Source organism: Streptomyces sp. NPDC005805, from assembly GCF_040630445.1.
Taxonomy (GTDB): domain Bacteria; phylum Actinomycetota; class Actinomycetes; order Streptomycetales; family Streptomycetaceae; genus Streptomyces.
On sequence record NZ_JBEXXN010000001.1, the window covers coordinates 291,883 to 316,201 of the forward strand.

16 protein-coding genes and 3 tRNA genes are annotated in these 24,319 nt (G+C 74.0%); 10 read left to right on the forward strand and 9 right to left on the reverse strand.

The window, feature by feature from the left end:
- Nucleotides 1-178 precede the first annotated feature (178 nt).
- Together ABZ457_RS01340 and ABZ457_RS01345 are read right to left on the reverse strand one after the other, a co-directional pair.
- Nucleotides 179-1,633 (reverse strand): aminopeptidase P family protein, encoded by a 1,455-nt coding sequence (locus ABZ457_RS01340; protein WP_359152563.1) that lies wholly within the window; start codon nucleotides 1,631-1,633, stop codon nucleotides 179-181.
- 173 nt (nucleotides 1,634-1,806) lie between these two features.
- Nucleotides 1,807-3,378 carry a PP2C family protein-serine/threonine phosphatase gene (locus tag ABZ457_RS01345; RefSeq protein ID WP_359152565.1) on the reverse strand — a complete coding sequence of 524 codons (1,572 nt, stop codon included), beginning with the start codon at nucleotides 3,376-3,378 and terminating at the stop codon, nucleotides 1,807-1,809.
- Between the two features lie 507 nt (nucleotides 3,379-3,885).
- Here ABZ457_RS01345 and ABZ457_RS01350 point away from each other — a divergent pair.
- Nucleotides 3,886-4,635, forward strand: coding sequence for a bifunctional DNA primase/polymerase (locus ABZ457_RS01350; RefSeq protein WP_359152567.1), 750 nt, complete (start codon nucleotides 3,886-3,888; stop codon nucleotides 4,633-4,635).
- Between the two features lie 663 nt (nucleotides 4,636-5,298).
- Here the strand turns inward: ABZ457_RS01350 and ABZ457_RS01355 are convergent.
- The 3 genes from ABZ457_RS01355 to ABZ457_RS01365 form a co-directional block, all read right to left on the reverse strand.
- Nucleotides 5,299-6,291 (reverse strand): DUF5926 family protein, encoded by a 993-nt coding sequence (locus ABZ457_RS01355; RefSeq protein ID WP_359152569.1) that lies wholly within the window; start codon nucleotides 6,289-6,291, stop codon nucleotides 5,299-5,301.
- A 197-nt stretch (nucleotides 6,292-6,488) separates the two neighbouring features.
- A complete protein-coding gene (locus tag ABZ457_RS01360; RefSeq protein WP_359152571.1) occupies nucleotides 6,489-7,073 on the reverse strand; it encodes an ATP-binding protein in 585 nt (194 codons plus the stop codon).
- Between the two features lie 68 nt (nucleotides 7,074-7,141).
- The gene (locus tag ABZ457_RS01365; protein ID WP_359152573.1) at nucleotides 7,142-7,954 is read right to left on the reverse strand and encodes a glycerophosphodiester phosphodiesterase; all 813 of its coding nucleotides are present in this window, start codon (nucleotides 7,952-7,954) and stop codon (nucleotides 7,142-7,144) included.
- A 271-nt stretch (nucleotides 7,955-8,225) separates the two neighbouring features.
- On the opposite strand from ABZ457_RS01365, the gene ABZ457_RS01370 reads away from it, so the two are divergent.
- Both ABZ457_RS01370 and ABZ457_RS01375 read left to right on the forward strand, forming a co-directional pair.
- Complete coding sequence (locus ABZ457_RS01370; RefSeq protein ID WP_359152575.1) at nucleotides 8,226-9,746, forward strand: trypsin-like peptidase domain-containing protein; 1,521 nt, start codon at nucleotides 8,226-8,228, stop codon at nucleotides 9,744-9,746.
- A 66-nt stretch (nucleotides 9,747-9,812) separates the two neighbouring features.
- A tRNA-Ser gene (locus ABZ457_RS01375) sits at nucleotides 9,813-9,897 on the forward strand.
- Nucleotides 9,898-9,958: 61 nt separating this feature from the next.
- Here the strand turns inward: ABZ457_RS01375 and ABZ457_RS01380 are convergent.
- Together ABZ457_RS01380 and ABZ457_RS01385 are read right to left on the reverse strand one after the other, a co-directional pair.
- A complete protein-coding gene (locus ABZ457_RS01380; protein ID WP_359152577.1) occupies nucleotides 9,959-11,290 on the reverse strand; it encodes a peptidase in 1,332 nt (443 codons plus the stop codon).
- 333 nt (nucleotides 11,291-11,623) lie between these two features.
- A complete protein-coding gene (locus ABZ457_RS01385) occupies nucleotides 11,624-12,526 on the reverse strand; it encodes a bifunctional DNA primase/polymerase (RefSeq protein ID WP_359152579.1) in 903 nt (300 codons plus the stop codon).
- 790 nt (nucleotides 12,527-13,316) lie between these two features.
- Here ABZ457_RS01385 and ABZ457_RS01390 point away from each other — a divergent pair.
- Nucleotides 13,317-13,871, forward strand: a complete 555-nt coding sequence (locus ABZ457_RS01390) for a SigE family RNA polymerase sigma factor (protein WP_359152581.1) — start codon at nucleotides 13,317-13,319, stop codon at nucleotides 13,869-13,871.
- 290 nt (nucleotides 13,872-14,161) lie between these two features.
- On the forward strand, nucleotides 14,162-15,808 hold the full coding sequence (locus ABZ457_RS01395) for a long-chain fatty acid--CoA ligase (protein ID WP_359152692.1): 1,647 nt from the start codon (nucleotides 14,162-14,164) through the stop codon (nucleotides 15,806-15,808).
- A 129-nt stretch (nucleotides 15,809-15,937) separates the two neighbouring features.
- Here ABZ457_RS01395 and ABZ457_RS01400 read toward each other — a convergent pair whose 3' ends face one another.
- Complete coding sequence (locus ABZ457_RS01400) at nucleotides 15,938-20,122, reverse strand: PAS domain-containing protein (protein ID WP_359152583.1); 4,185 nt, start codon at nucleotides 20,120-20,122, stop codon at nucleotides 15,938-15,940.
- A 186-nt stretch (nucleotides 20,123-20,308) separates the two neighbouring features.
- On the reverse strand, nucleotides 20,309-20,818 hold the full coding sequence (locus tag ABZ457_RS01405; protein WP_359152694.1) for an SSI family serine proteinase inhibitor: 510 nt from the start codon (nucleotides 20,816-20,818) through the stop codon (nucleotides 20,309-20,311).
- 198 nt (nucleotides 20,819-21,016) lie between these two features.
- On the opposite strand from ABZ457_RS01405, the gene ABZ457_RS01410 reads away from it, so the two are divergent.
- The 5 genes from ABZ457_RS01410 to ABZ457_RS01430 all read left to right on the forward strand — a co-directional run bounded on the left by ABZ457_RS01410 (nucleotide 21,017) and on the right by ABZ457_RS01430 (nucleotide 24,284).
- A tRNA-Ser gene (locus ABZ457_RS01410) sits at nucleotides 21,017-21,107 on the forward strand.
- 207 nt (nucleotides 21,108-21,314) lie between these two features.
- Nucleotides 21,315-21,387 (forward strand) — tRNA-Arg (locus ABZ457_RS01415).
- Nucleotides 21,388-21,515: 128 nt separating this feature from the next.
- Nucleotides 21,516-22,418 (forward strand): DUF2797 domain-containing protein, encoded by a 903-nt coding sequence (locus ABZ457_RS01420; RefSeq protein WP_359152696.1) that lies wholly within the window; start codon nucleotides 21,516-21,518, stop codon nucleotides 22,416-22,418.
- 108 nt (nucleotides 22,419-22,526) lie between these two features.
- Entirely contained in the window at nucleotides 22,527-23,456 is a 930-nt protein-coding gene (locus ABZ457_RS01425; protein WP_359152585.1) for an amidohydrolase family protein, read from the forward strand.
- A gap of 90 nt (nucleotides 23,457-23,546) precedes the next feature.
- Complete coding sequence (locus ABZ457_RS01430; RefSeq protein WP_359152587.1) at nucleotides 23,547-24,284, forward strand: response regulator transcription factor; 738 nt, start codon at nucleotides 23,547-23,549, stop codon at nucleotides 24,282-24,284.
- The last annotated feature ends 35 nt before the right edge of the window (nucleotides 24,285-24,319 follow it).

Consider the following 24,319-nt stretch of genomic DNA (forward strand, 5'->3'; position numbering starts at 1 on the left):
GGCGCGGAGCAGGCCGGGCCCTCGAACCCGGCCGACCCTCGGTGGTCACCGCACGGCCTGCGGCCGTGTCCTCAAACGCCGGACGGGCTGAAAGACAACGCCCCCGGCCTGCAAGAAGACGCCCTACGAACGTCGACCGGGTCGCGGGGGAACGCCCCCCCGACCTGAAGGCAACGCCTCAGCCCCGCAGCGACGCCATCCACGCCTCGACCTCGTCCGCCTGCCGCGGCAGCGCGGCCGACAGATTCCGGTTGCCGTCCTCCGTCACGAGGATGTCGTCCTCGATCCGGACGCCGATCCCCCGGTAATCCTCCGGCACCGTCAGGTCGTCCGCCTGGAAGTACAGGCCCGGCTCCACCGTCAGGCACATCCCCGGCTCCAGCGTGCCGTCGACATACGCCTCGGTGCGCGCGGCCGCGCAGTCGTGCACGTCCATGCCGAGCATGTGCCCGGTCCCGTGCAGCGTCCAGCGGCGCTGGAGGCCCAGCTCCAGGACCCGCTCGACCGGGCCCTCGACCAGGCCCCACTCCACGAGCCGCTCCGCCAGCACCCGCTGCGCCGCGTCGTGGAAGTCGCGGTACTTCGCCCCCGGCTTGACCGCCGCGATGCCCGCCTCCTGCGCGTCGTACACCGCGTCGTAGATCTTCCGCTGGATCTCCGTGTAGCGGCCGCTGATCGGCAGGGTGCGGGTGACGTCCGCGGTGTACAGCGTGGTGGTCTCCACGCCCGCGTCGAGCAGCAGCAGGTCGCCCGCGCGGACCGGTCCGTCGTTGCGGACCCAGTGCAGCGTGGTCGCGTGCGGCCCGGCCGCGCAGATCGAGCCGTAGCCGACGTCGTTGCCCTCGACCCGGGCGCGCAGGAAGAACGTGCCCTCGATCCAGCGCTCGCTGGTCGCCTGCGCCTTGTCCAGGACCTTGACGACGTCCTCGAAGCCGCGCGCGGTGGAGTCGCACGCCTTCTGCAGCTCGCCGATCTCGAACGCGTCCTTCACCACGCGCGCCTCGGAGAGGTACACCCGCAGTTCCTCGTCGCGCTCGGCGGTGACCTTGTCGGTCAGCGCGGACTCGACGCCCGCGTCGTGGCCGCGTACGACCCGCACCGGCCCGGTCGCCTCGCGCAGGAAGTCCGCCAGCTCGCGTACGTCCTTCGCGGGCACGCCGAGGAGCTGCTCCGCCTCCGCGAGGGAGTGCCGGCGCCCGACCCACAGCTCGCCCTGGCCGGACAGCCAGAACTCGCCGTTCTCCCGGTCGGAGCGGGGCAGCAGATGGATGGTGGCGCGGTGGCCCTCGCCCTCGGGCTCCAGCACGAGGACGCCGTCCTCGGTCTGGTCGCCGGTCAGGTACGCGTACTCGGTGGACGCGCGGAAGCTGTACTCGGTGTCGTTGGAGCGGGTCCTGAGGTTGCCCGCCGGGATCACGAGGCGCTCGCCCGGGAACCGGGCGGAGAGGGCGGCGCGGCGGGCCGCGGTCTGCTCCGCCTGCGGGATGGGCTCCAGGCCGTGCAGTTCGGTGTCGGCCCAGCCCTGGGTCATGTTCTCGGCCAGCTCGTCGGACACGCCCGGGTACAGGCCGTTCTTGCGCTGCTTGATCGGCTGCTCTTCTTCCGGGGTCTCCGGGGTGAGCTCCTCCGCCACGTCTGCCTCCTGGCCCTTCGGCCGCTCGCGATACGACTCGGGTCCCCACCGGGTGCAGGTCTGCTCGTGCGGGGGACGCCCTCCATCGTATGTGCGAGCGGAAGACGGCCTCGGACGGTCCGGATGAATGTGATGAAGGAGATGAAGGAGATGAACAGAGCGAATCGGTGGAATCAGTCGAATCGCGCGGCGAGAAGCACGATGTCCTCTCCCCGCTCGCCGCCCGCCGCGGCGCCCCCGGTCCCCGCGCCCCGGCCCGCCGGGCCGTCCGGCAGCAGCGCCCGCAGCACATGGTCGACGATCGCCGACGGGTCGCTGCGGGCGGCCCTCGGCACACTCGCGGCCGCCTTGTGCAGCCGGGTGAACGCCCGGTCCATGGCCTCACCGGTCCGCCGGAGCAGCCCGTCGGTGTAGAGAAGCACCGTTTCTCCGGGCTCCGGGGACAGCTCCACGCTGGGTGCCTCCCAGCAGGCGAGCATCCCGAGCGGGGCGGAGAGAGAGGTCTCGACGAACTCGGTCCGCCGCTCGCCGACCAGCAGCGGCGGGGTGTGCCCGGCCCCTGCCAGAACGATCCTGCGGGCGGCCGGCTCGGCGTACGCGAACAGGGCGGTGGCGGTACGCGCGGGCTCGGTCAGGCGGAGCAGCAGTTCCAGGTCGGAGAGGACGGCGACCGGGTCCTCGCCCTCCATCACCGCGTACGCCCGCAGCGAGGCGCGGAGCCGGCCCATCGCGGCGAGGGCGCTCGGGCCCGACCCGCTGACCGAGCCGACCGCGAGGCCGAGGGCCCCTTCGGGCAGCGGCAGCGCGTCGTACCAGTCGCCGCCGCCGTGCGCACCGGCGTGGTGGCGGACCGCGAGGCGGACACCGGGTACCCGGGGCAGCCGGCGGGGCAGGAGTTCGTCCCCGACCGTGGCCACCGTCGCGCGGGCGCGCTCCAGTTCCAGCAGACGGGCGAGGTGTTCGGCGGCGTAGCGCGTGTAGAGGCCGATGAGGTGGACCTGGCGCTCGTCGGGGGCGGCGGGCTCGTCGTACAGCCAGACCGCCGCGCCGAGCACGGTCGCGTCCTCGGTGGCCAGCGGGGCGGTCCAGCTCGCGGCGTACCCGAGGCGGTGGGCGACCTCGCGGTGCAGGGGGTGCAGGTCCTCGGCGAGCAGGTCCGGGTGGGCGACCGGCTCGGGGGCGGGGGCGCCGGCGCCGCGGCCCTCCAGCATCGCGCCGTACGCGGTCGCCTCGCGCGGCACGGTCTCGATGTGGCCGAGGTCGGCGCGGCTGAGACCGAGGCCCCGGGTGACGGACCGGTCGTCGGGGAAGGGGAGGGCGCGGTCGCGGGCGAGACGGGCCGGGGGTTCGAGGACGACCATGCCGCGCGGGGCGCCGACGAGGGCGGCGCCGGCGGTCAGCAGTTCGTCGAGGGCGGCGGTCACGGTGGAGGTGCGGACCAGGCGCTCGGTGAGTTCATGGAGGGTGGTGAGGTCGGAGACCCAGCCGGCCAGGCGGTCCTGGATCACCGCGCCCGGCGGCGGGGCCGCGGGGGCGGGCGGCAGCGGTGCGGAGGCCGCGGAAGTCTGCGAGGCGACGGAGTTCGTTGAATCGATTCCGGCCACTTTCGGCAGGTGCGGGGCGTTCACGGCCGCCTGCTTTCCAGCGGGTGCGTTTCGCTCAATAGCATCGCAAACCCCCATGTCCATCTGCGCCGCTACCCATGCATCCACATCTACACGCAGACGAGAGGTGATGTCCAGCATTGTCCCGGTGCTATTGATGCCGTCCGGGGTCCGGTTAACTTGGCCGAAAAAAGCACCCGATGGAGGGTGGCTGCGGTCGACTGAGGGCGTTCGGCAGGGGGACCCAGGGGTTCGCACCCCGGGGAAAGCGTCATGGCCTGCGTGCTGGGTACGTGTACGGAGACGGTGACGGCGAGGGGCAGTTGAGCACCTCGGAACCTGGCGGCGGCAACGGACGTCTCAATGTCCGGGGACCGCGCTCCCGTCCTCGAAGCGGCGGGGAAAGTTCCGCGGAAACGGTGGGCGCACCGCAAGCGCCACGCGCACGCCACCCCTCGCCACGCGTTTAATGGACCACAGCCGATGTTCGGCCCCTGGGCGGAGATCCAGCCGCCGGCACGACGGGGGCGCCCATGCCAGTGGCACGGGCGATGACGCGCCGACCAGTACGCATGTGTACGAGAAGTTCAGTTTCACGCACGCGTTGTGATGTGGACCCCGGCGTTCAACGGAAAGGAACGAGCGCTCATGCGCGAGATCCTCGGAAGGCGACGCAGGCTTCGTAACCGGCGGAAGAAGGGGCCTGACCAGCTCCGCGCGGCGCTCACCAGCGCCGTCGAGTGGGGATGGCCCGTGCTGCCCGGTGTGGGACGGAGCACGGCGGCGGTGGACGGGCCGTTCGGCCCCGGCTCTCGGGCCGCCACCGGAAGAAGCGGTGGCGGCGACTGCGCCTGCCCCGACCCCGAGTGCGTGGTCCCCGGCGCACACCCCTTCGATCCGGGGCTGCTGGCGGCCACCACCGACGAGCGGATGATCCGCTGGTGGTGGTCGAACCGCCCGACGGCCCCCGTCGTCCTGGCCACGGGCGGGTGCGCCCCGTGTGCCGTGAGCCTGCCCGCGGTGGCCGCGGCGCGGGCGCTCGCCGTGCTCGACGAACGGGACCTGCGGATCGGGCCGGTCGTCGCGACGCCCACCCGGTGGTCGCTGCTGGTCGCGCCGTACGGCTTGGAGCAGCTCGGCGAACTCCTCTTCGCGCAGGACTGCGTGCCCAGTTCGCTGCGGTTCCACGGCGAGGGCGGCTACCTGGTGCTGCCGCCCTCGCAGACCGGGTCGGGGCAGGTGCGGTGGGAGCGGGCGCCGCTGCCCGGGTCCGCGGCGCCGTGGCTGCCGGATGTGGAGGCGGTCGTCGACGCGCTCGTCGAGGCGAGCGCGAACTGCGCGCCCGAGCCCGGGCTCTCCCCGCCGGACTCCGGCGGCGGCAGCCGGCTCGCGTACTGACACTCTCGCGCGCCCACACGGACGTTCGTCCGGCGCTGTCCTGCCCTCACCCGCCGACTCCCGCGCCCTCGCGCGCCCGCCGTCCGCGCCCTCGCGTACTCCGCCGGGGCCGGGCCGGCGGATGATACCGGAGGCCGGGTCCCGGCCCCACCGTGCGCGATCGGGCGATGTGGGCCGGAAGTCGCCTCTCCGGAAAGTGCCCGGGAACGAACCGGCGGCGCTCTCCGACGGCCTCCGCGTGCTGCGGCACGAGTCAATACGGCAATGGTCCGGTGCGCGGAATTGACGGCGGTCGTGGGCGGGAGACCTATCGCCTGCGGGCCGTACCGGCCGACGAACTGCGGATCCCCGGCCCGTACCCGCCGAACGCCTCGGAAAGAGTGCCGGGGGCATTCACCGGGCCTCTCCCGGCGGTGTACCGGTGGCCAGGGGGGCCGGGGCCAACTCCCGTACGTCCCGGGCAGGTTGATGTGCACATGGCACTCAGGAAATGGAAGCGCCCGGTCGCTGGCGACGGGGGATGCACCAGCGACCGGGCTTCTAGAACGGTAACAAGAGATCTGCGTTCCGCAAATTCGATCTCCCGTATTCGGACAGGAATTTACCTACCGGTAGAGCGAGTTGTGACTGGGGTCACCCACGCTCCGGGGGCATTCGTCACTCTCAGCTCAGGGTGACCTGGCGGTTGGTGAGACCGCCCCGGGCCCGGCGCTCCTCCGGGGAGAGCGGGCTGTCGTCGGCCAGCGCGGCCGCCAGACGCTCGGCGAACTCGGCGGCCGGCTTCTCGCACTCCTCGGCGCCCATGGTGGTCGGCAGGTCCCAGACCGGGACCATCAGACCGTGCGCGCGGAAGGAGCCGACGAGGCGGGTCCCCTCGCCCAGCGAGGAGGTTCCCGCCGCGTGCAGACGGGCGAGCGCGTCGAGCAACTGCTCCTCGGCGTGCGGCATGACCCAGCGCAGGTGGTTCTTCTCCGGCGTCTCGCACCAGTAGGCGGCGTCCACGCCGGTCAGCTTCACCGTCGGGATCGCGGCGGCGTTCGCGCGCTCCAGGGAGGCGGCGACATCGGGGGCGGCCTGCTCGGCGGAGCCGGGCACCCAGAACTCGAAGCCGGAGTGGACCACGGGCGCGAACGGGGCGTCCGGGTCGAGCAGGTCCTGGAGGCGCTCGGCGCCGTCGGTCTGCCCGCCCGCGGTGACCGGGGTGCCGGGCTCGGCGGCCAGCGCCTTGCGCAGCGTCGTCGCGAGGTCCCGGCTGAGGTCGCCGGAGGGGGTGTCGTTCTGCAGACCGAGGAGGACGGAGCCGTCCTCGCGGCGCAGCGCGGGCCACGCCATGGGCAGGACGGTGGCCAGGGTCACCGACGGCACCCCCTCGGGGAGGCCGTCCCGCAGGGTCAGTTCGACGGTCGCGGCGGGCACCAGCTCGCGCAGCGCCACCCAGTCGCACTCACCGGCCAGCCCCTCGAAGGGGCGCTGGACCAGCTCGGTCACGGCGTGCGCGGCGGCCCGGCCGTGACACGCCTTGTAGCGGCGGCCCGAACCGCAGGGGCAGGGTTCGCGGGCGCCCACGACCGGCACGGGCTCGTTCGCGCCTGCGGCACGGGCGCCGGCCTTGGTCTGAGGCTTCGTCGCCTTCGTCTGGGGGCGCTTCTTGGCCATGGTGTGGCTATCTCCCGAGTGCGGCGGTGCTGTGTCGGCCGCGAGCCTAGCCGTATGCCGCCGCTGCCGGGGCGGCGCAGCCCCGCGACCCGCTCCACGGGTGACACCGGGCGGGTCCGGGACGGCCCCGTCGGCGGGCGGGTCCCACGGAGGGGAAGGCCACGGTCCCGGGCGGGCCCGCGCGGCCCCCCGCCGTCTCAGTCCAGGTCGTCGAAGGCGTCGGCGAAGTCGAAGGACGGCCCCGCGACCCGGGCCGCGAAGTCCTCGCGCCGGTGACCGGAGGTGACGGTCACCCAGACCGTCACCTCGCCCGAGACCCCGTCCCGCACACCCCATTCCTGGGCGAGCGCCGAGATGATGTTCAGCCCGCGCCCGCCGCGCGCCGTCACCGACGGGGTGGACGGGACCGGGCGGGTGGGCCCGCCGCCGTCCGTCACCTCCACCGTGAGCCGGCCCGCCGGGTCGACGCGCCAGGCGGCCCGGACGTCGCCGTCACCCACCTCCGCGCGGCCGAGCGGCCTGCCGTGCCGGCACGCATTGCTCAGCAGCTCGGACAGGATCAGTACCGCGTCGTCGACGACCGTGTCCGGCACACCGTTGAGCCTCAGCTCCGCACGCATCCGGTGCCGTGCCTCACCCACGCCCGCAGGGCCATGGGGAACGGCCATGCTCGACGACGCGGGCACCTCCTGTGCCACCACCAACGCCACCCCCGAGACCTCCTTTGCCCCACGCCACGGTGTGAATGCCCCCCTGGACTGGACCGGAAACCGGCCAGGCACACGTCAGTGACGCACTCGACACGACCGCGTACGCGGCGAACGCGCCGGAGCACTCCCGGGGGCGGCGGTCACTCGCGGCCCAGCTGGGACAGGACCCGCCGCGGCCGGTTGGTGATGATCGCCTCCACGCCGAGGCGCGCGCACAGCTCCACGTCCTCCGGCTCGTTCACCGTCCACACATGGACGCGGTGGCCCGCCCGGTGCAGCCGTTCCACGAAACCGGGGTGGGACCGGACGATCCGGATGCCCGGGCCGGCGATGGTCGCGCCCGCGGGCAGCCGCCCGTCCCGCACCCGCGGGGTCATGAACTGCATCAGATACACGGTGGGGATGCCCGGGGCCGCGGCGGCCACCCGGTGCAGGGAGCGCGCCGAGAAGCTCATGATCCGCACCCGGGACTCGGCGGGTGTCGCGGGCGAGGCCAGCCCGAAGCGGTCCAGTAGCGTCAGCAGCCGCTCCTCCACCTGGCCCGCCCACCGGGTGGGGTGCTTGGTCTCGATCGCCAGCTCGATACGGCGGCCGGAGTCGGCGACGAGTTCCAGCAGGCGTTCCAGGGTGAGCACCGAGGTGAGGGAGGGGTCCTTCCAGTCCGGGCTCTCGGCCGCGTCCTTCCAGGAGCCGAAGTCGAGGGCGGCGAGGTCCGCGAGCTCCAGGGCGGAGACCGCGCCCCGGCCGTTGGAGGTGCGGTCGACCCGCCGGTCGTGGACGCAGACGAGGTGTCCGTCCGCCGTCAGGCGCACATCGCATTCGAGGGCGTCGGCGCCGTCCTCGATGGCTCTGCGGTAGGCGGCGAGGGTGTGCTCGGGAGCGTCCTCGGAAGCGCCCCGGTGGGCGACGACCTGGATCGCGGTCCGGCTGGGGCGGGGTGCTGGGGTGGTCACCGCGTCATGGTGTCACCGGTACGGGGCAGGAGAGCCGGGAGGGCGCCGGAGCGATCCGTTCCGCGCTCCCTTACGGCTCGCTGCGGATGCGGTCGTTTTGTCCTAAGTAAAGGATTGCGTGAATACACACAGGTCCTGCTTACAGTGGCCTGACGTGCTGTGGGAAAGGCTTGCCCGCAGAAACGTGCACAGCGGATGCCGTCCCGCGCACCGGACCCGCCGCGGCGCGGTCCGGGCCGAAGACCGACGTGGAACCTGAGGAGACAGAGCTGTGAGCACCGAGAACGAGGGCAACGCGGTCCCGGACGCGCCGTCCGTACCTCCTCGGCCGGGCACCGCTCCCGAGGGCCCGGCCGCCGCCGCCCCGGCGGCCGGGCCGTCCGGCCACGAGCCGTCGGCCCCGGCCGGTCCCGCGCCGACCGCTCCCGCGCCGGGCGGGCAGCCGGACCCCGGCGCGGCGTGGCCGCCGCCTCCGCCCGCGCTCCCCTCCTACGGGGGCGGTTCCCAGGGGGCGGCCGGGGCCCCCGGCCCGCACGGTTCCTACGGCGACGGCTCTCAGGGCGGCGGCGCCTACGGGGGCGGAGGCGGCTCGTACGGGGGCGGCGGTCCCGTGTGGGGCGCGCCCGCCCCGGCGCCCGCCCCCCGGCCCAAGCGGTCCGGCGGGCTGGTCGCCGCCGTGCTCGTCGCCGCCCTGGTCGCGGGCGGCGTCGGCGGCGGCATCGGCTACTGGGCCGCCGAGCGCGGGGACGACGGCGTCGACTCGACGACGGTCTCCGCGGTCTCCCCGCAGGACGTCAAGCGCGAGGCGGGCACGGTGGCCGCGGTCGCGAACAAGGCGCTGCCGAGCGTCGTCACCATCGAGGCCAAGTCCGGCGGCGGCGGACTGGACGGCTCCGGTGGCGAGGGCGAGGGCGGCGGCACGGGCACCGGCTTCGTCTACGACAAGCAGGGCCACATCCTCACCAACAACCATGTCGTGGAGTCCGCGGCCGAGGGCGGCACCCTCTCGGTGGTCTTCTCCGACGGCAAGTCCTACGAGGCCGAGGTCGTGGGCCGCGCCCAGGGCTACGACGTCGCCGTCCTCAAGCTGAAGAACGCGCCCGACGGCCTCGCCCCGCTGCCCCTCGGCGACTCCGACAAGGTCGTGGTGGGCGACTCCACCATCGCCATCGGCGCCCCGTTCGGGCTGTCCAACACGGTCACCACCGGCATCGTCAGCGCCAAGAACCGCCCGGTGGCCTCCGGCGACGGCGCGGGCGGCAAGAACTCCTACATGAGCGCGCTCCAGACCGACGCGTCCATCAACCCCGGCAACTCGGGCGGCCCGCTGCTCGACTCGGGCGGCGCGGTCATCGGCATCAACTCGGCGATCCAGTCGGCGGGAAGCGGCGGCCTCGGCCAGTCCCAGGCGGGCTCCATCGGCCTCGGCTTCGCGATCCCGATCAACCAGGCGAAGACCGTGGCCCAGCAGCTGATCAAGACGGGCACCCCGGTCTACCCGGTCATCGGCGCCACGGTCGACATGGCCGGCCAGAGCGAGGGCGCCCGCATCGCCCGCGACGGCGCGGGCGGCACCGACGCGGTCACCCCGGGCGGCCCGGCGGCGAAGGCCGGCCTGCGCTCCGGCGACGTGATCACCGCCTTCGACGACAAGCCGATCGACAGCGGCCCGACCCTGATCAGCGAGATCTGGACCCACAAGCCCGGCGACCGGGTCACTCTCACCTACGAACGCGACGGCAAGGAGCGCACCGCCGAAGTGACCCTCGGCGAACGCAAGGGCGACAGCTGACGCTGCACGACGGCACGCCGCTGCGGGTAGTCTGTAGCCCGCTCCGGCACGGACACCCGGGGCGAGGGTGGGTTGCCCGAGCGGCCTAAGGGAACGGTCTTGAAAACCGTCGTGGCGCAAGTCACCGTGGGTTCAAATCCCACACCCACCGCAGCACACAGCGGCCCCCGACCTGCTCCAGGTCGGGGGCCGTTGGGTCGTGCGGGGCCGGGTCAGGCGGAGGTGCGGCGGCGGGCCGCGACGACCGTGACGGCGCCGAGGGCCAGGGCCGCGGCGGCCGCCGCGGCGAGCTGGGTGGTGCCCGAGGAGCCGGTGGCGGCGAGGGTGCCGGAGCCGCCCTGGGCCGTTGTGTTGGTGCCCGTCGCGGTGGCCGGGACCGTGGTCGCGGGCTTCGGGGTGGCGGTGCCGGCCGTCAGCAGGTCGAACTCGTACTCGGTGAGGTCGTTCCCGCCGCAGGAGTTGTCGTCGTTGAAGTAGTCGGCCGCGACGAAGGCCGCGCCCTCGGCCGCGGGGGTGCCCTTGTCGACCTTCAGGCGGATCTTGACCTCGCCCGTGTCACCGGGCTTGAGCGCCGTGAACCCGCCCGCGAAGGTGCCGTCCTCGACGACGGCCCACTTCGGGGAGTCCTTCGAGGACCACTGCAGCGTGAGCGCGTCGTCCAGGACCTCGTGGCTCTTCTTGTCCGTGGCGTGCACGAAGACGAAGGGCTTGACCTCGTCGAGGGTCCGGTCCGTGCCGTTGGTGACCTCGACCGTGAAGTCGACCGTGGCACCGGCCTTGATCTTCGCGGGCAGGCCCTTCGCGACCGAGACCAGCTCGGGTTCCGCGACGCACGAGGGGTCCTCGGGGTCCTCCGGGTCCTCGCCGTCGTCGGCCTTCGCGTCGGCGAGCGCCTTCTCGGCGGCGTCCAGGGCCTTCTTGGCCTCGTCCAGAGCGGTCTGGGCGCGGTGCAGCGTCTTGAACGCGGCGACCATCGCGTCGTCGTACGCGTCGCCGGCCTTCTCCGACTCCTCGTTCGCGGCGGTGAGCGCCAGCTCGGCGGTGGCGAGGGCCTGTTCGGCGTCGGTGACCTTCTTCTCCGCGGCGGCCTTCTCCGGGTCGGTGGCGGTGTCCGGGAGGGCGGCGAGCTCGTCCTTGGCCTCGGCGAGCGCCTTCCCGGCGGTGTCCCGGGCGGTCTCGGCCGCGGCCGCCTTCTCCCTGGCGGCCTTGGCGGCGACCTTGAGCGGGGCGTCGGCCGCCTCCAGGGTCTCGATGGCGGCGATGGCCGCCGCCTTCTCCTCCTTCGCGGCCTCGTGCGCCTTGCGCGCCTCCTCGACCGCCTTCTCCAGCTCCGCGGCGGTCGGCTTGTCGGCCTTGTCCCCGGCCCCGGCCTCGGTCTTGCCGCCGTCCGCCTCGCCGGTGCCGGTGTTCTGCGCGGCGGCCTCGGCCTGCGCCGCCGAGCGCTCGGCGACGGGCGGTTCGGCGGCCGGGGTGTCGGCGAAGGCGGGGGTGACGGTGAGCGCGACGGGAGCGGTCACGGCGGCCACGACGGCCGTCGCCAGCATGCGGCGGATGTTCAAGAGAGCCCTCTCCACGGGTCCGGCTCCAAGTGGTCCGGAGCACAGGTCAACAGGGTCGAACGGACTCGGGAGCTGGTCCGGCCCCCGGGAAGGCGGCCGTCGCGGCAGGTCCTCACGCGCGGCCGTCCGCTGATCGTATGACCAGGTGTCAGAGGGGCCGAAGGTGATTACCGGGGGGGGGGGGGGGGGTACGGGCGCCTTGGAGCGGGTGGCGGTGAACAAAGCGGACGAGGAAGCACAGTTGCCTCTGATGTGGCGATTTTTCTGTGATCCATGTCTCATCGGCGGGGGTTCGGTGTCGCCCTGCCCGGGTGGGCGTCATGGGCGGGGCCGCCCGGTCAGCCGGGCCGCCGAGGCGATCGTCGCCCGTGCCTCGCGCTCGGGGAGCCCTGCCCGCACGGCCGCGTCGGTGAGCGCGTCGGAGAGGGCGTCCCCGAAGCCGTGCTCGTAGGCGCGGCAAGCGGCCCAGAACAGGCGGGTGTTGCGCTGCCCGGTGCGGGCCGCGAGGACGAACTGCACCAGCCCCTGGCCCTGGGCGGCGGTCGGAACGGTGGAGTCCGCGGGCCGGGGCCCGTCGGTGGGCGGTGCCGGCCGGGGACGGTGCGGTGGCGCGATCAGGCGGAGGAGGGCTTCGGGGCACGGCGCGGGAGGCAGGTCCGCGCTGCCGGGAGCCGGGCGGTAGGCGCCGTGGGCGGTGACGGACCCGGGCCCGACGAGGTAGCCGCCCGCCCCGCGGATGTCGATGCCGGGGGCGAGCCTGCTCGCGGAGTTGGGGACCGTCACCCCCGGCGGGCCGGTCAGCCAGAGGTGCCGTCCGCCGCTCGGGGTCAGCACGGTGACGGTGTCGGGGATGGTGAACAGGTGCCGCAGGGCGAGAAGGCGCAGTTCGGCGGCCGCGTCGGTCTGCTGCGAGGTGGTGTCCAGGTCGACGCCGATGAGGTGGTACGGCGGCCGGCCGCAGGCGATTCCGTAGCCGGTGGCCCAGGGTGCGGCGGCGAAGAGGGCGCGCACGCCGGCCGGGTCGGCGGTGGCGTCGTGCACACCGTGGCCGTAGCGGCCGCACTCGCCCCGGCAGAGGGAGGGTTCCGGGTCGTCGCGGTGGGGTGAGCGGAGGGCGGGGAGCTTGGCCGGGGTGAGGGGGATGACGGGGAGCCCGCGCTCGGCGGCGGTGAGGGCGTGGGCGAGGGCCAGGGTGGCGGACTGCCGGTCGGAGATGGCCATGGCTCTATTTTCGTACATGCGTTCGAAGAAGGGAAGGGGTGGCGGGGTGGTCGTGGTGGTGGTTCACGTGGAAACGAATGCGAAAAGAGGTGCGAAAAGTGCGTGCAGGGGGTTTATCGACAAGTCATCACGCTTGCGAGCGAATCGGCTCTCGTGAGGGATTCGCCGGGTTCGGCGTGGGCAGCTCTGATCGTGCGACGTCGGTGAAGTGATCCGGAGTGGTCGGCCAACCGCCCGGAAAGTGAAGGCGCTTGTTCCGTTTCGATCGAGACGTGAGAAGGAGAGTCGAGAGCATGAACAGCAGCTGTGATGTCCGGAGCCGTGCGGTGCGGGGCCCGCGTCCCCGGAACAGGTCGCCGTCCATCGCTGCCCGGGGAGCCGTCGGGGCGGCCGGCCCGAGGGGGCCGAGGGGATGCGCGGGGAGCGCGGTGCACCGGGAGGGGACGGGAGGGGAAACGGGCTGAGGGGAGCTGAGGGAAGAGGGGCGGACCGCGGGGGAGAAGGAAGGAGTGGTCGCCGGTCCGGCGGTGTTGGGGCACCGCCGGACCGGCGCAGTACCCGGGCGGGGCGTCCGGACGGGGGTGGGAGGCGCGGCAGGAGAAGGGGCACGGGAGAGGGGGTGCGGGGAGAGATCCGGAGGCCGCGCGTCCGCGGCTTGTCGGTGGAGGTCCCTGAGAGGGCCCTCCACCTTCAGGAGGTGCGGCCCTGTCCGGCCCTACAACCTGAGGGGGACACGGCTTCGGTCCCTGGGGCCGATCCGCGAGGGCGGGGGCGCTCCTAGCGTTGAGGCATGACCACGCCAGTCTGTACGAGTGCCTCCCAGGTCGCCGCACCGGTGCCGTCGTACACGCGCTACACCTCCTTCTCGTCGTATGTACGGGCGCGGGGGCCCGTGCTGCTGCGCACCGCGCGCTCGCTCACCGCGAACCCGTGCGATGCCGAGGATCTGCTGCAGACCGCCCTCACCAAGACGTATGTGGCCTGGGAGCGGATCGAAGACCACCGGGCCCTGGACGGGTACGTCCGCCGCGCCCTGGTGAACACCCGCACCTCGCAGTGGCGCAAGCGCAAGGTGGACGAGTTCGTCTGCGACGAGATCCCGGAGCCGGAGGCCCAGCCGGCGGCCGACCCGGCCGAGCGGCAGGTGCTGCACGACGCAATGTGGCGTGCGGTCATGAAGCTGCCCGACCGGCAGCGGGCGATGGTCGTGCTGCGGTACTACGAGGATCTGAGCGAGGCCCAGACGGCCGAGGTCCTCGGGGTGTCCGTCGGCACGGTCAAGAGCGCGGTGTCCCGGGCGCTCGGCAAGCTCCGCGAGGACCCGGAACTGACACCGGTGCGCTGACCCGCGCGTTCACCGGCATGCCCGCCGGCCTGTCCGTCGGCATCCCCCACGTCGACCTGCGCGCTGACCCGCTCGTTCATCCGGTGCGCCTCGCCGCTGACCGGCGCGGTCCGCTGCGGGTCGCGGCCTCCCGGCGCGCCCCGCCGCTCGGGTGGCGTGCGGTGCTGAGCGCTGCTGGGCGGTGGTGTGCGTCGATTCATTACCCCCGGGTAGTGACATACCGCTCGGTATGTGCGCAGAATCTTCCCACCTTGTCGCAACGTAGCGCCAGCGCCCACCGGGAGGACGCCGTGCTGAGCACCATGCAGGACGTACCGCTGACTGTGACCCGCATCCTTCACCACGGGATGACGATCCACGGGAAGTCGCAGATCACCACCTGGACCGGCGAGCCCGAGCCGCAGCGCCGAAGCTTCGCCGAGGTGGGCCTGCGGGCCACCCAGCTGGCCAACGCCCTGCGCGACGAGCTCGGTATCGACGCCGACCAGAGGGTCGCAACCCTCATGTGGAACAACGCCGAGCACGTCGAGGCGTACTTCGCGATCCCGTCCATGGGCGCCGTGCTCCACACCCTCAACCTGCGCCTGCCCGCAGAGCAGTTGGTCTGGATCGTCAACCACGCCGCCGACCGCGCCGTGATCGTCAACGGCTCCCTGCTCCCCCTGCTCGGCCCGCTCCTGCCCCATCTGCCGACGATCGAGCACATCGTGGTCGCCGGCCCCGGCGACCGCTCCCTGCTCGCGGACACCGAGGCCCAGGTCCACGACTACGAGGAACTGATCGCGGGCCGCCCCACCACGTACGACTGGCCCGAGCTGGACGAGCGCTCCGCGGCCGCCATGTGCTACACCTCCGGCACAACCGGCGACCCCAAGGGCGTCGTCTACTCGCACCGTTCGATCTATCTGCACTCGATGCAGGTCAACATGGCCGAGTCGATGGGCCTCACCGACGCGGACACCTCGCTGGTCGTCGTCCCGCAGTTCCACGTCAACGCCTGGGGCCTGCCGCACGCCACCTTCATGACGGGCATCAACATGCTGATGCCGGACCGCTTCCTCCAGCCGGCGCCGCTCGCCGACATGATCGAGCGGGAGCGGCCCACGCACGCCGCGGCCGTCCCCACCATCTGGCAGGGCCTGCTCGCCGAGGTGACCGCCAACCCGCGCGACCTGACCTCGATGAAGCAGGTCACCATCGGCGGCGCGGCCTGTCCCCCGTCGCTCATGGAAGCGTACGACAAGCTCGGTGTGCGCCTCTGTCACGCCTGGGGCATGACCGAGACCTCCCCGCTCGGCACCATGGCCCACCCGCCCGCCGGCCTCTCCGCCGAGGACGAGTGGCCGTACCGGCTCACCCAGGGCCGCTTCCCCACCGGCGTCGAGGCCCGGCTGATCGGCCCCGCCGGCGAGATCCTCTCCTGGGACGGCGAGTCCGCGGGCGAGCTGGAGGTCCGCGGTGCCTGGATCGCCGGCGCCTACTACGGCGGCGCGGGCGGCGAGGACTTCCGCCCGGAGGACAAGTTCAGCGCGGACGGCTGGCTCAAGACCGGTGACGTCGGCGTCATCAGCCCCGACGGGTATCTGACCCTCACGGACCGGGCGAAGGACGTCATCAAGTCCGGCGGCGAGTGGATCTCCAGCGTCGAGCTGGAGAACGCGCTGATGGCGCACCCCGAGGTCGCCGAGGCGGCGGTCGTCGCCGTCCCCGACGAGAAGTGGGGCGAGCGCCCGCTGGCCACGGTCGTCCTGAAGGAGGGGGCGACGGCGGACTACGAGACGCTGCGCGAGTTCCTGGCCGGGAAGATCGCCAAGTGGCAGCTGCCGGAGCGCTGGTCGCTCGTCCAGGCGGTGCCCAAGACGAGCGTCGGCAAGTTCGACAAGAAGGTCATCCGCCGCCAGTACGCGGACGACGAGCTGGACGTCACCCAGCTCTGACGGATGGCGTCGCCCGGCTCCGACGGGCGGCGAGGGCGCGGGGCCGGCGGTGTCCGTACCGCCGGCCCCGCGTCGTGCGCGCCCGGCCGGGCCCACCGCCCGCCCCCCGGAACGCCCGCGCCCGGAACGTCAGTTGGTGCCGATCTTCGCGAGCAGGTCGACGATGCGGGCCTGGACCTCGTTGCTCGTGGACCGTTCCGCGAGGAAGAGGACCGTCTCCCCCGAGGCGAGCCGCGGCAGTTCGGAGCGGTCGAGACCGGCGGAGGTGTAGACGACCAGCGGCGTCCGGTTCAACTGCCCGTTCGCCCGCAGCCAGTCGATGATCCCGGCCCGTCGGCGGCGCACCTGCATCAGGTCCATGACCACCAGGTTGGGGCGCATCTGACCGGCCAGGGTGACCGCGTCCGCGTCGGCCGCCGCCCGCGCGACCTGCATCCCGCGCCGCTCCAGGGTCTCCGTCAGCGCGAGCGCGATCTCCTCGTGCTCCTCGATCAGCAGCACCCGCGACGGGTGCTGCTCGCTGTCGCGCGGCGCCAGCGCCTTGAGCAGCACGGCCGGGTCCGCGCCGTACGCGGCCTCCCGCGTCGCCTGCCCGAGACCCGCCGTGACCAGCACCGGGACCTCGGCCGCCACGGCGGCCTGCCGCAGCGACTGGAGCGCGGTCCGGGTGATCGGCCCGGTCAGCGGGTCCACGAACAGGGCCGCCGGGAAGGCCGCGATCTGCGCGTCGACCTCCTCGCGGGAGTGCACCACGACCGGACGGTAGCCCCGGTCGCTCAGCGCCTGCTGCGTCGACACGTCCGGCGCGGGCCACACCAGCAGCCGGCGCGGGTTGTCGAGCGGCTCGGGCGGGAGTTCGTCGTCCACGGGCTGGGGCTGCGGACGGTTGGCCACCTCCACCGCGCCCCCGGGGCCGTCCAGCGGCTCGGGCCCCTCCGCGCCCTCGTCGGGCGCTCCTATCGCATAGGCCCGCCCCTCGGAGCGGTCGGCGGGCAGCAGGGAACCGCCCGCCGTGCCGTTGCCCTGACCGGGCACCGGAGTCTGACCGGTCGCCGGTGCCTGGCCCGGGACGGGGGCCTGACCGGGAGTCTGCCCGGGGACGGGTGTCTGCCCGGTGGCGGGACCCTGACCGGGCAGGGGACCCTGCGGTGCCGCGGGCGCCGGGGCCGGCGCGGCCTGCGGCTGCGGCCGGGGAGCGGCCGCGCCCGGGGGCAGTTCGCTGTCCGGCCGGGTGGACAGCTTCCGGCGGCGGCCCGAGCCGAGGGACTGGTTCTGCTGCTGGGTGAGGTGCTGCGCGAACGGCACGCCCTGTCCGAGCGTGCGCACGCTGAACGCCCTCCCCTGCGTCGAGTCCGCCGCGACGGGCTCCTCGGCGGGGAGCGGCTGGGCGACGCGCGCGGGCTGCTGCGGCGGCAGTGGCAGGGACAGCGAGCCGGTGTCCGGCCCGTTCGCCGCAGCGGCCTCGTCCGCGACGGGCTGCCCGGCGGACGTGTCCTGACCCTGGGCCCGGCCCGTGGCGGGTGCCACCGCGCCCTGCCCACCGGCCGGAACGGCACCCGGAAGCGTGCCCGGACCCGCACCCGGAACCCCGCTCGGGTCCTCGGGGCCGGCCCCCGGCGCGCCCTCCGCCAGGCCCTGACCCAGCCGCCCGCCGTACGTACCGTCGACCGCGCCGCCGCCGTGCGGGGCGGCAGCCACCGGCCCGGCCGTGCCCGCGTCCCCGTACGCATCCGGGGTCCCGGTGCCCGACTGGTCCGCTGGGACCACGCCCGTGCCCACGACCCCGTCCGCCGGAACCCCACCGGCCTCGGCCGCGCGGTCCGGTGGCAGGGACACGGCCCGGCGCCGACCCGTCGGCGCCGGAACACCCTGCTCCACGGCCCCGGGCCCGGCCACCGCCGGCGTGCCCCGGTCCGCCTCGGCCGGCGGCAGGGCGAACGGCGTCCGCACGGCGGCAGCCTCCGCCTCCGCGGGCGGCGCGGCGGCCAGCGCGCGCCGCGCCCGGCGACCGCTCGGCTGCTGGGCCTGCGCCGCGGCCATCGCGTCCGGACCGCCGGGCGCGGGCGCCGCGGCGAGTTCCGGCAGCCCGGCGCGCGCGGGTTCGACCGCACGCCGCGCCCGCCGGCCCGTGGGAGCGGGGGCCAGTCCGCGCGCGTCCACCGGGACGCCCTGCGGCGGCACGGTCTCGCCGAACGCGGCGCGTCCGTTGGCGCCCTCGGCGGCCGTCACGACCGAGCCCTCCGCGGGCTGTTCGACGACGGCGGCCTCGGCCGGACTGGGCCGCCCGCGCCGCCGCCCCGTACCGCCGTCACCGTGACCAGGAACAGGACCGGGAACAGGACCGGGAACAGCGGCGGCACCGGTACCAGCGCCGGGGACCTGGCCGGCCGGGGCCTCCTGGGCCGGGATCATGTCCTGCGCCGTCGCGCGCCGCCGCCCGGTCGGCACCGCGGCCACCGGGTCCTCGGCCGCGACCGGGCTCTCCAGGAACGCGTCCGTCGAAGCGCGCCGCGCCCGCCGGCGCCCGCCACCGGACGTCCCACCGGCACCCGGGACCGGCCCCGGGCCCGCCGGTGTGGCCGACTGCTGCGCGGGCAGGGCCGGAACGCCTGCCCCCGGAGCGGGGACGACCGTTCCCGCGCCCTCACCGAGCGGCACCTCCAGCACATACGCGCTGCCGCCCGCGCCCGGCACCTCGTGCGTCTGCAGCACCCCGCCGTGCGCCCGGACGATCCCGCGCACGATCGGCTCGTGCACCGGGTCGCCGCCCGTGAACGGCCCGCGCACCTCGATCCGGACCACGTCCCCGCGCTGCGCGGCCGCGACCACGATCGTGGAGTCCACATAACCGCCCCCGGGCACCACCCGGGTCTTGCCCGTGGAGTCGACCCCGGCCACGTCCGCGACGAGGTGGGCCAGCGCGGTCGCCAGCCGGACGCCGTCGACCTCGGCCTCGATCGGCGGCGCGTGCACCGCGAACTGCACCCGGCCCGGGCCGATCAGCTCGATCGCGCCCTCGACACCGGCCGCCACCACCCCGTCGAGCAGGACCTTGGACTTCGCCAGGTGCTCGGCGCCCGCGTCGAGGCGCTGGTAGCCGAGGACGTTGTCGACGAGGGTCGTCATCCGCGCGTACCCGGCGGCGAGGTGGTGCAGGATCTGGTTGGCCTCGGGCCAGAGCTGTCCGGCCGGGTCGGCGGCGAGGGTGCTCAGCTCGGCGCGGAGCTCCTCCAGCGGGCCGCGCAGGGACCCGCCGAGGACGGCGGCGAGCTGCGCGTGGCGGGCGGCGAGTTCGGCGTACCGCTCGGCGCCGGCCTCCAGCTCGGCGGTGTAGCGGTCGGACCGGTCGGCCAGTTCGGCCTCGTGCTTCTCGGCCGCCGCGGTGAGTTCGCCGGTGAGCCGCTCGGTGGTCCGGGCGAGCTCGCCCTCCAGCCGTTCGGTCGTCTCGGCGAGCTCCTTCTCCAGGCGCTCGGTGGCCTCGGTCAGCTCCGCGGTGTGCTTGTCCGCCAGCTCCTGGAAGGGGCGGCGGTCGGTGAAGGTCATCACCGCGCCGACGAGCTGGTCCCCGTCGCGGACGGGGGCGGTGGTCAGGTCGACGGCGACCTTGTCCCCGCTCTTCGACCACAGCACCTGGCCGCGCACCCGGTGCTTGCGGCCGGACTTGAGGGTGTCGGCCAGCGGCGACTCCTCGTACGGGAACGGCTCGCCGTCCGCGCGGGAGTGCAGGATCAGGGGGTGCAGCTCCTGGCCGCCGAGGTCGCTGGCGCGGAAGCCGAGGATCTGCGCGGCGGCCGGGTTGACCAGCACCACCCGGCCGTTGGTGTCGGTGCCGACGACGCCCTCCGCCGCGGCCCGGAGGATCATCTCGGTCTGGCGCTGCGAACGCGCCAGCTCGGCCTCGGTGTCCACGGTACCGGTCAGGTCCCGCACGACGAGCATCAGCAGCTCGTCGCCGGTGTAGCCGCCGGCCGAGTCGTACGCCTCGCGGCCGTCCAGGCTCGCGCTCGTCACCTCGACGGGGAACTCGCTGCCGTCCGTGCGGCGCGCGATCATCCGGGTCGGCTTGGTCCGGCCACGGGCGTCGGCCGTGTCCGGGCGGCGCATCGAGCCGGGGATCAGCCGGGAGTCGAAGCCGGGGACCAGGTCCAGCAGACCCCGGCCGACGAGGGCGGTGCCGGGCGTCTCGAAGAGCTCCAGGGCGATCGTGTTGGCGTTGACGACGGTGCCGTTGGCGTTGACGAGGACGAGCCCGTCGGGGAGCGCGTCGAGTATCGCGGCGAGGCGAGCAGCGCCTCGGGATGGCCTGCTGCTCACGACGACGGTTCCTCCCTGACCTACTGCGTATTACGGACAGCCGGACCCATCTTGCCCCTCGGGCCACCACCTGTCACTGAGGGAGTCTAAGCGCAGGGGGCGCGGCCGGACGGTGGATGAGGGGGAGCTCTCACCAAGGTTGTGTGCCGAAGGTGTACCACCGGTACTCCTCACCTGGTGCTCGGCTCACCTGGTGCTGGGCAGCACGGGCTCCAGGGCGCGCCAGCGGTCGATCTCGCAGCCGTTCGACCGGTCGAACGCGGCGTCGACCGCCCGGCCCTGCCAGGTGCCGGTGACGCGGGCGGTCGCGGACCCGCCGAACTGCTGGGTGCACATCTGGCCCTCGGGGACGGGCGCGAACGGGTCCCGGCCCTCCTCGGCGAGCCGGTCCAGCCGGTCGCAGGCGGACCGGGCGGCGGGGTGGGTGCCGCCAGCCGGGTCGCACTCCAGCTCGTACCTGCCGTCCGTCCGGGTGTTCCCGGTCTGCGAGACGACGACGGTGAGCCGGTCGGGTGCCTCCTCGGCCGGGGTGCCGGGCGCGCCGGGGGCCTCGGGGGCCGGCCCGGTGAGGTCCGGCAGGCCGAGGGAGGGCAGCGGCGGCAGGGGCAGGGGGTCCGAGACCGCCCCGGCGGTGGGCACGGCCGCGCCCAGGGCGGCGGCGGAGACGACGGCGGTGAGGACGAGGCGGCGCAGCATCAGGAGCTCCTGGGAGATCACGGGACCGACGGGGGCCGGGGGCCCCGGCATCTCTAACGCTGCGCACGCCCCGGCGTTGCGCAACCGCAACGCCTTTGCTCTCCGACCCGGCGGCCTAGTACCGTGGACGGGCGATTGGTGGCAGGCCGCACGGCTGTGTCATCATCTGCACGCACCACCCGCTCGCGCGGGTGTGCTGGAGGCGTCGCCTAGTCCGGTCTATGGCGCCGCACTGCTAATGCGGTTTGGGCCTTAAAGCCCATCGAGGGTTCAAATCCCTCCGCCTCCGCCCCACCTGCTGAAGCCCCGGCCCCACGGCCGGGGCTTCGGTCGTTCCGGCGTCGGGTCGGGGGCGGGGCGGGGTCGCGCAGAACTGGACCGTTCGGGTGTTTGTGCAGGTCAGTCGGGGTGCGCCTAATGGATTTCGCCTGACGGCGCAGGTCATGTAATGTTGTTCCCGCAACGCCGACCGGGCAGAAAAGCCCGAGAAGCACAAGCACTCGTAGCTTAACGGATAGAGCATCTGACTACGGATCAGAAGGTTGCAGGTTCGAATCCTGCCGAGTGCACACAGCTGAGAGGCCCCCGGAGATGACTCCGGGGGCCTCTTGCGTTGCGCTCCGGGTCCGGCCGGCCAGGGCTCTCGGGAGGGTGCCGGGGGCGGGGCAGGATGGGGGCGGTGGAGGAGGTGGGCGCCGTGGTGTGGCGGTGCGGTGGGGTCGGGTGGCCCGGGGCGGCGGGGCCCGCGGTGTTGCGGTGGGAGGGCGGGCGGACGAGTTCGCTGGCCGTGGGGCGGGAGATCGGGTTCCGGGCCGAGGGGGAGCGGCGGTGCGTCGGGGCGCGGGGGCACGCGTGTCCGGTGCGGGCCGTCGTGCCGGCGCGGGCGACGCAGGCGCGGTGTGGCGAGTGCGCCCGGCTCGACCGGGCGTTCTCCGTGGCCGCCGACGGGGTGCCCGACGACCCCCGGACGTACCGGGTCTACCTGGCCTGGTTCGGGCCCGGCACGGTCAAGGTCGGCATCACCGCCGAGGAGCGCGGCGGGGCCCGGCTGCGTGAGCAGGGCGCCGTGGCGTACGCGTGGCTGGGCCGGGGCCCGTTGATGGCCGCCCGCCGGACGGAGGAACTGCTGCGGGCGGCCCTCGGTGTCCCCGACCGCATCCCCTACGCGCGCAAGCGGGTGCTGCGTTCCGCGCTGCCGTTCGTCGGTGAGCGGGTTGGGGAGGTGGTCCGGCTGCACGGTCGGGCCCTCGCCCTCGGCGGCTGGGCGGAGGCGCTGGAGCCGCTGGAGTGCCGGGTCGTGGACCACGCGGAGCTGTTCGGGCTGGGCGGGCTGCCCGCGCCGGACGCCGTGGTGCGCGAGCTGGTGGACGGGGGCGTCGTCGCCGGGCACCTGGTCGCCGTGGCCGGGCCGGACCTGCATCTGCGGACGCCCGGGCGCGGGGCGGGTGAGCGGACGGGCGAGCGGATCGTGGTCCTGGACACCCGGCTGATGACCGGCTGGGCCCTCGCGGCGGCCGGACCGGGAGAGGAGGCGGGTGTCGGGGTTCCCGTCACGGAAGTCGAGCGGCCCGTACCCGGGGAGCAGGGCGGGTTGTTCTGACCGTCGCCCCGGGTCAGGATCAGGGGCGTGATCGGCGGCGGGCCGGGGAGGAGCAGCTGGTGCGGACAGGGCAGGCAGCGCAGGCGACACAGAACGGGAAGGACGCGGATGTCGGGTGGGACTGAGCCGGAGGCGCACGGCGCTGGCGGCGCGCCCGGCGCCGAAGAGGCGCCCCGGGTGAGGGAGTTCTGGACGCGGCTCGGGCTCCCCGGGCTCGTCGACGTCCACACCCACTTCATGCCCGAGCGCGTCCTGCGCAAGGTGTGGGCGTACTTCGACGCCGTCGGCCCGATGACCGGTATGGAGTGGCCGATCACCTACCGGCACGAGGAGGACGAACGGGTCGCGCTGCTGAGGGAGTTCGGGGTCCGGACGTTCACCTCGATGCTCTATCCGCACAAGCCGGGGATGGCCGTCTGGCTCAACGGGTGGGCCGAGGAGTTCGCCGCCCGCACCCCCGACTGCGCCCGCACGGCGACCCTGTTCCCCGAGGAGGGCGTGGCCGGGTATGTGCGCGAGGCGGTCGAGGGCGGGGCGCGCGTGTTCAAGTCCCATCTCCAGGTGGGTGGTTACGACCCCCTGGACCCGCTGCTCGACCCGGCGTGGGGGCTGCTCGCCGAGGCCGGCACACCCGTGGTGATCCACTGCGGCTCGGGACCCGCGCCGGGGCGGCACACCGGTCCGGAGCCGATCGCCCGGCTGCTGGCCCGCCACCCCCGGCTGCGGCTGGTCGTCGCGCACATGGGCATGCCCGAGTACGCCGACTTCCTCGGCCTCGCGGAGCGGTACGCGGGCGTGCACCTGGACACGACCATGGCGTTCACGGACTTCAGCGAGGCGATGGCGCCCTTCCCGAAGGAGGAGCGCGGGCGGCTGGCGGACCTCGGCGACCGGGTGGTGCTGGGCACGGACTTCCCCAACATCCCCTATCCGTACCTGCACCAGCTCATGGCGCTGGAGCGGCTGGAGCTGGGGGACGACTGGCTGCGGGCGGTGTGCCACGCCAACGGGGCGAGGCTGCTGGGCGCGGCGAGCTGACGGGCGGGCCCCCCGTACCGGCCTTGCTTTCTCAGGGAATTCACAGGTTCGGACAAGACCCCTCTCAGGACCGCCCGCGAGCGTGACGGTATGACCGTCACCTCGCCCCAGGGGCGCACCGAACTGCTCAGGCCCGACGGCAGCCCCGTCCGGGTGCTCGTGGTCGACGACGAGGCGCCGATCGGCGAACTGCTGTCGATGGCCCTGCGCTACGAGGGGTGGGAGGTGCGCAGCGCCGACGACGGCGCGGGCGCGGTGCGCTCGGCGCGCGAGTTCCGGCCCGACGCGGTGGTGCTCGATGTGATGCTGCCCGACATGGACGGCCTCACCGTCCTCGCCCGGCTGCGCCGCGACCTGCCGGACGTGCCGGTGCTCTTCCTCACCGCGCGGGACGCGGTCGAGGACCGGATCGCGGGGCTGACGGCCGGCGGGGACGACTATGTGACCAAGCCCTTCTCCCTGGAGGAGGTCGTGGCCCGGCTGCGCGGGCTCATCCGGCGGTCCCGGGCCGCGGCCGTGCGCAGCGAGTCGCTGCTGGTGGTCGGCGATCTCACGCTGGACGAGGACAGCCACGAGGTGACCCGCGGCGGGGACTCCATCCATCTCACGGCGACCGAGTTCGAGCTGCTGCGCTACCTCATGCGCAACCCGCGCCGGGTGCTCAGCAAGGCGCAGATCCTGGACCGGGTGTGGAGCTACGACTTCGGGGGCCAGGCCAACGTCGTCGAGCTCTACATCTCCTATCTGCGGCGGAAGATCGACGCGGGCCGCTCCCCGATGATCCACACCCGGCGCGGCGCCGGGTACCTGATCCGCCCCGGTGAGTAGGCGCTCCGGGCAGGCGGGCCGACCGGGGACAGGGG

What these genes read in the sequence shown, in the direction of transcription:
- ABZ457_RS01425 (WP_359152585.1), top strand. Translation starts at nt 22,527, where the DNA reads ATGTCGGGTGGGACTGAGCCGGAGGCGCACGGCGCTGGCGGCGCGCCC.
- ABZ457_RS01405 (WP_359152694.1), bottom strand. Translation starts at nt 20,818, where the DNA reads ATGCTGCGCCGCCTCGTCCTCACCGCCGTCGTCTCCGCCGCCGCCCTG.
- ABZ457_RS01385 (WP_359152579.1), bottom strand. Translation starts at nt 12,526, where the DNA reads ATGGCCATCTCCGACCGGCAGTCCGCCACCCTGGCCCTCGCCCACGCC.
- ABZ457_RS01380 (WP_359152577.1), bottom strand. Translation starts at nt 11,290, where the DNA reads ATGCTGGCGACGGCCGTCGTGGCCGCCGTGACCGCTCCCGTCGCGCTC.
- ABZ457_RS01390 (WP_359152581.1), top strand. Translation starts at nt 13,317, where the DNA reads ATGACCACGCCAGTCTGTACGAGTGCCTCCCAGGTCGCCGCACCGGTG.
- ABZ457_RS01345 (WP_359152565.1), bottom strand. Translation starts at nt 3,378, where the DNA reads ATGCTGGACATCACCTCTCGTCTGCGTGTAGATGTGGATGCATGGGTA.
- ABZ457_RS01430 (WP_359152587.1), top strand. Translation starts at nt 23,547, where the DNA reads ATGACCGTCACCTCGCCCCAGGGGCGCACCGAACTGCTCAGGCCCGAC.
- ABZ457_RS01355 (WP_359152569.1), bottom strand. Translation starts at nt 6,291, where the DNA reads ATGGCCAAGAAGCGCCCCCAGACGAAGGCGACGAAGCCTCAGACCAAG.
- ABZ457_RS01350 (WP_359152567.1), top strand. Translation starts at nt 3,886, where the DNA reads ATGCGCGAGATCCTCGGAAGGCGACGCAGGCTTCGTAACCGGCGGAAG.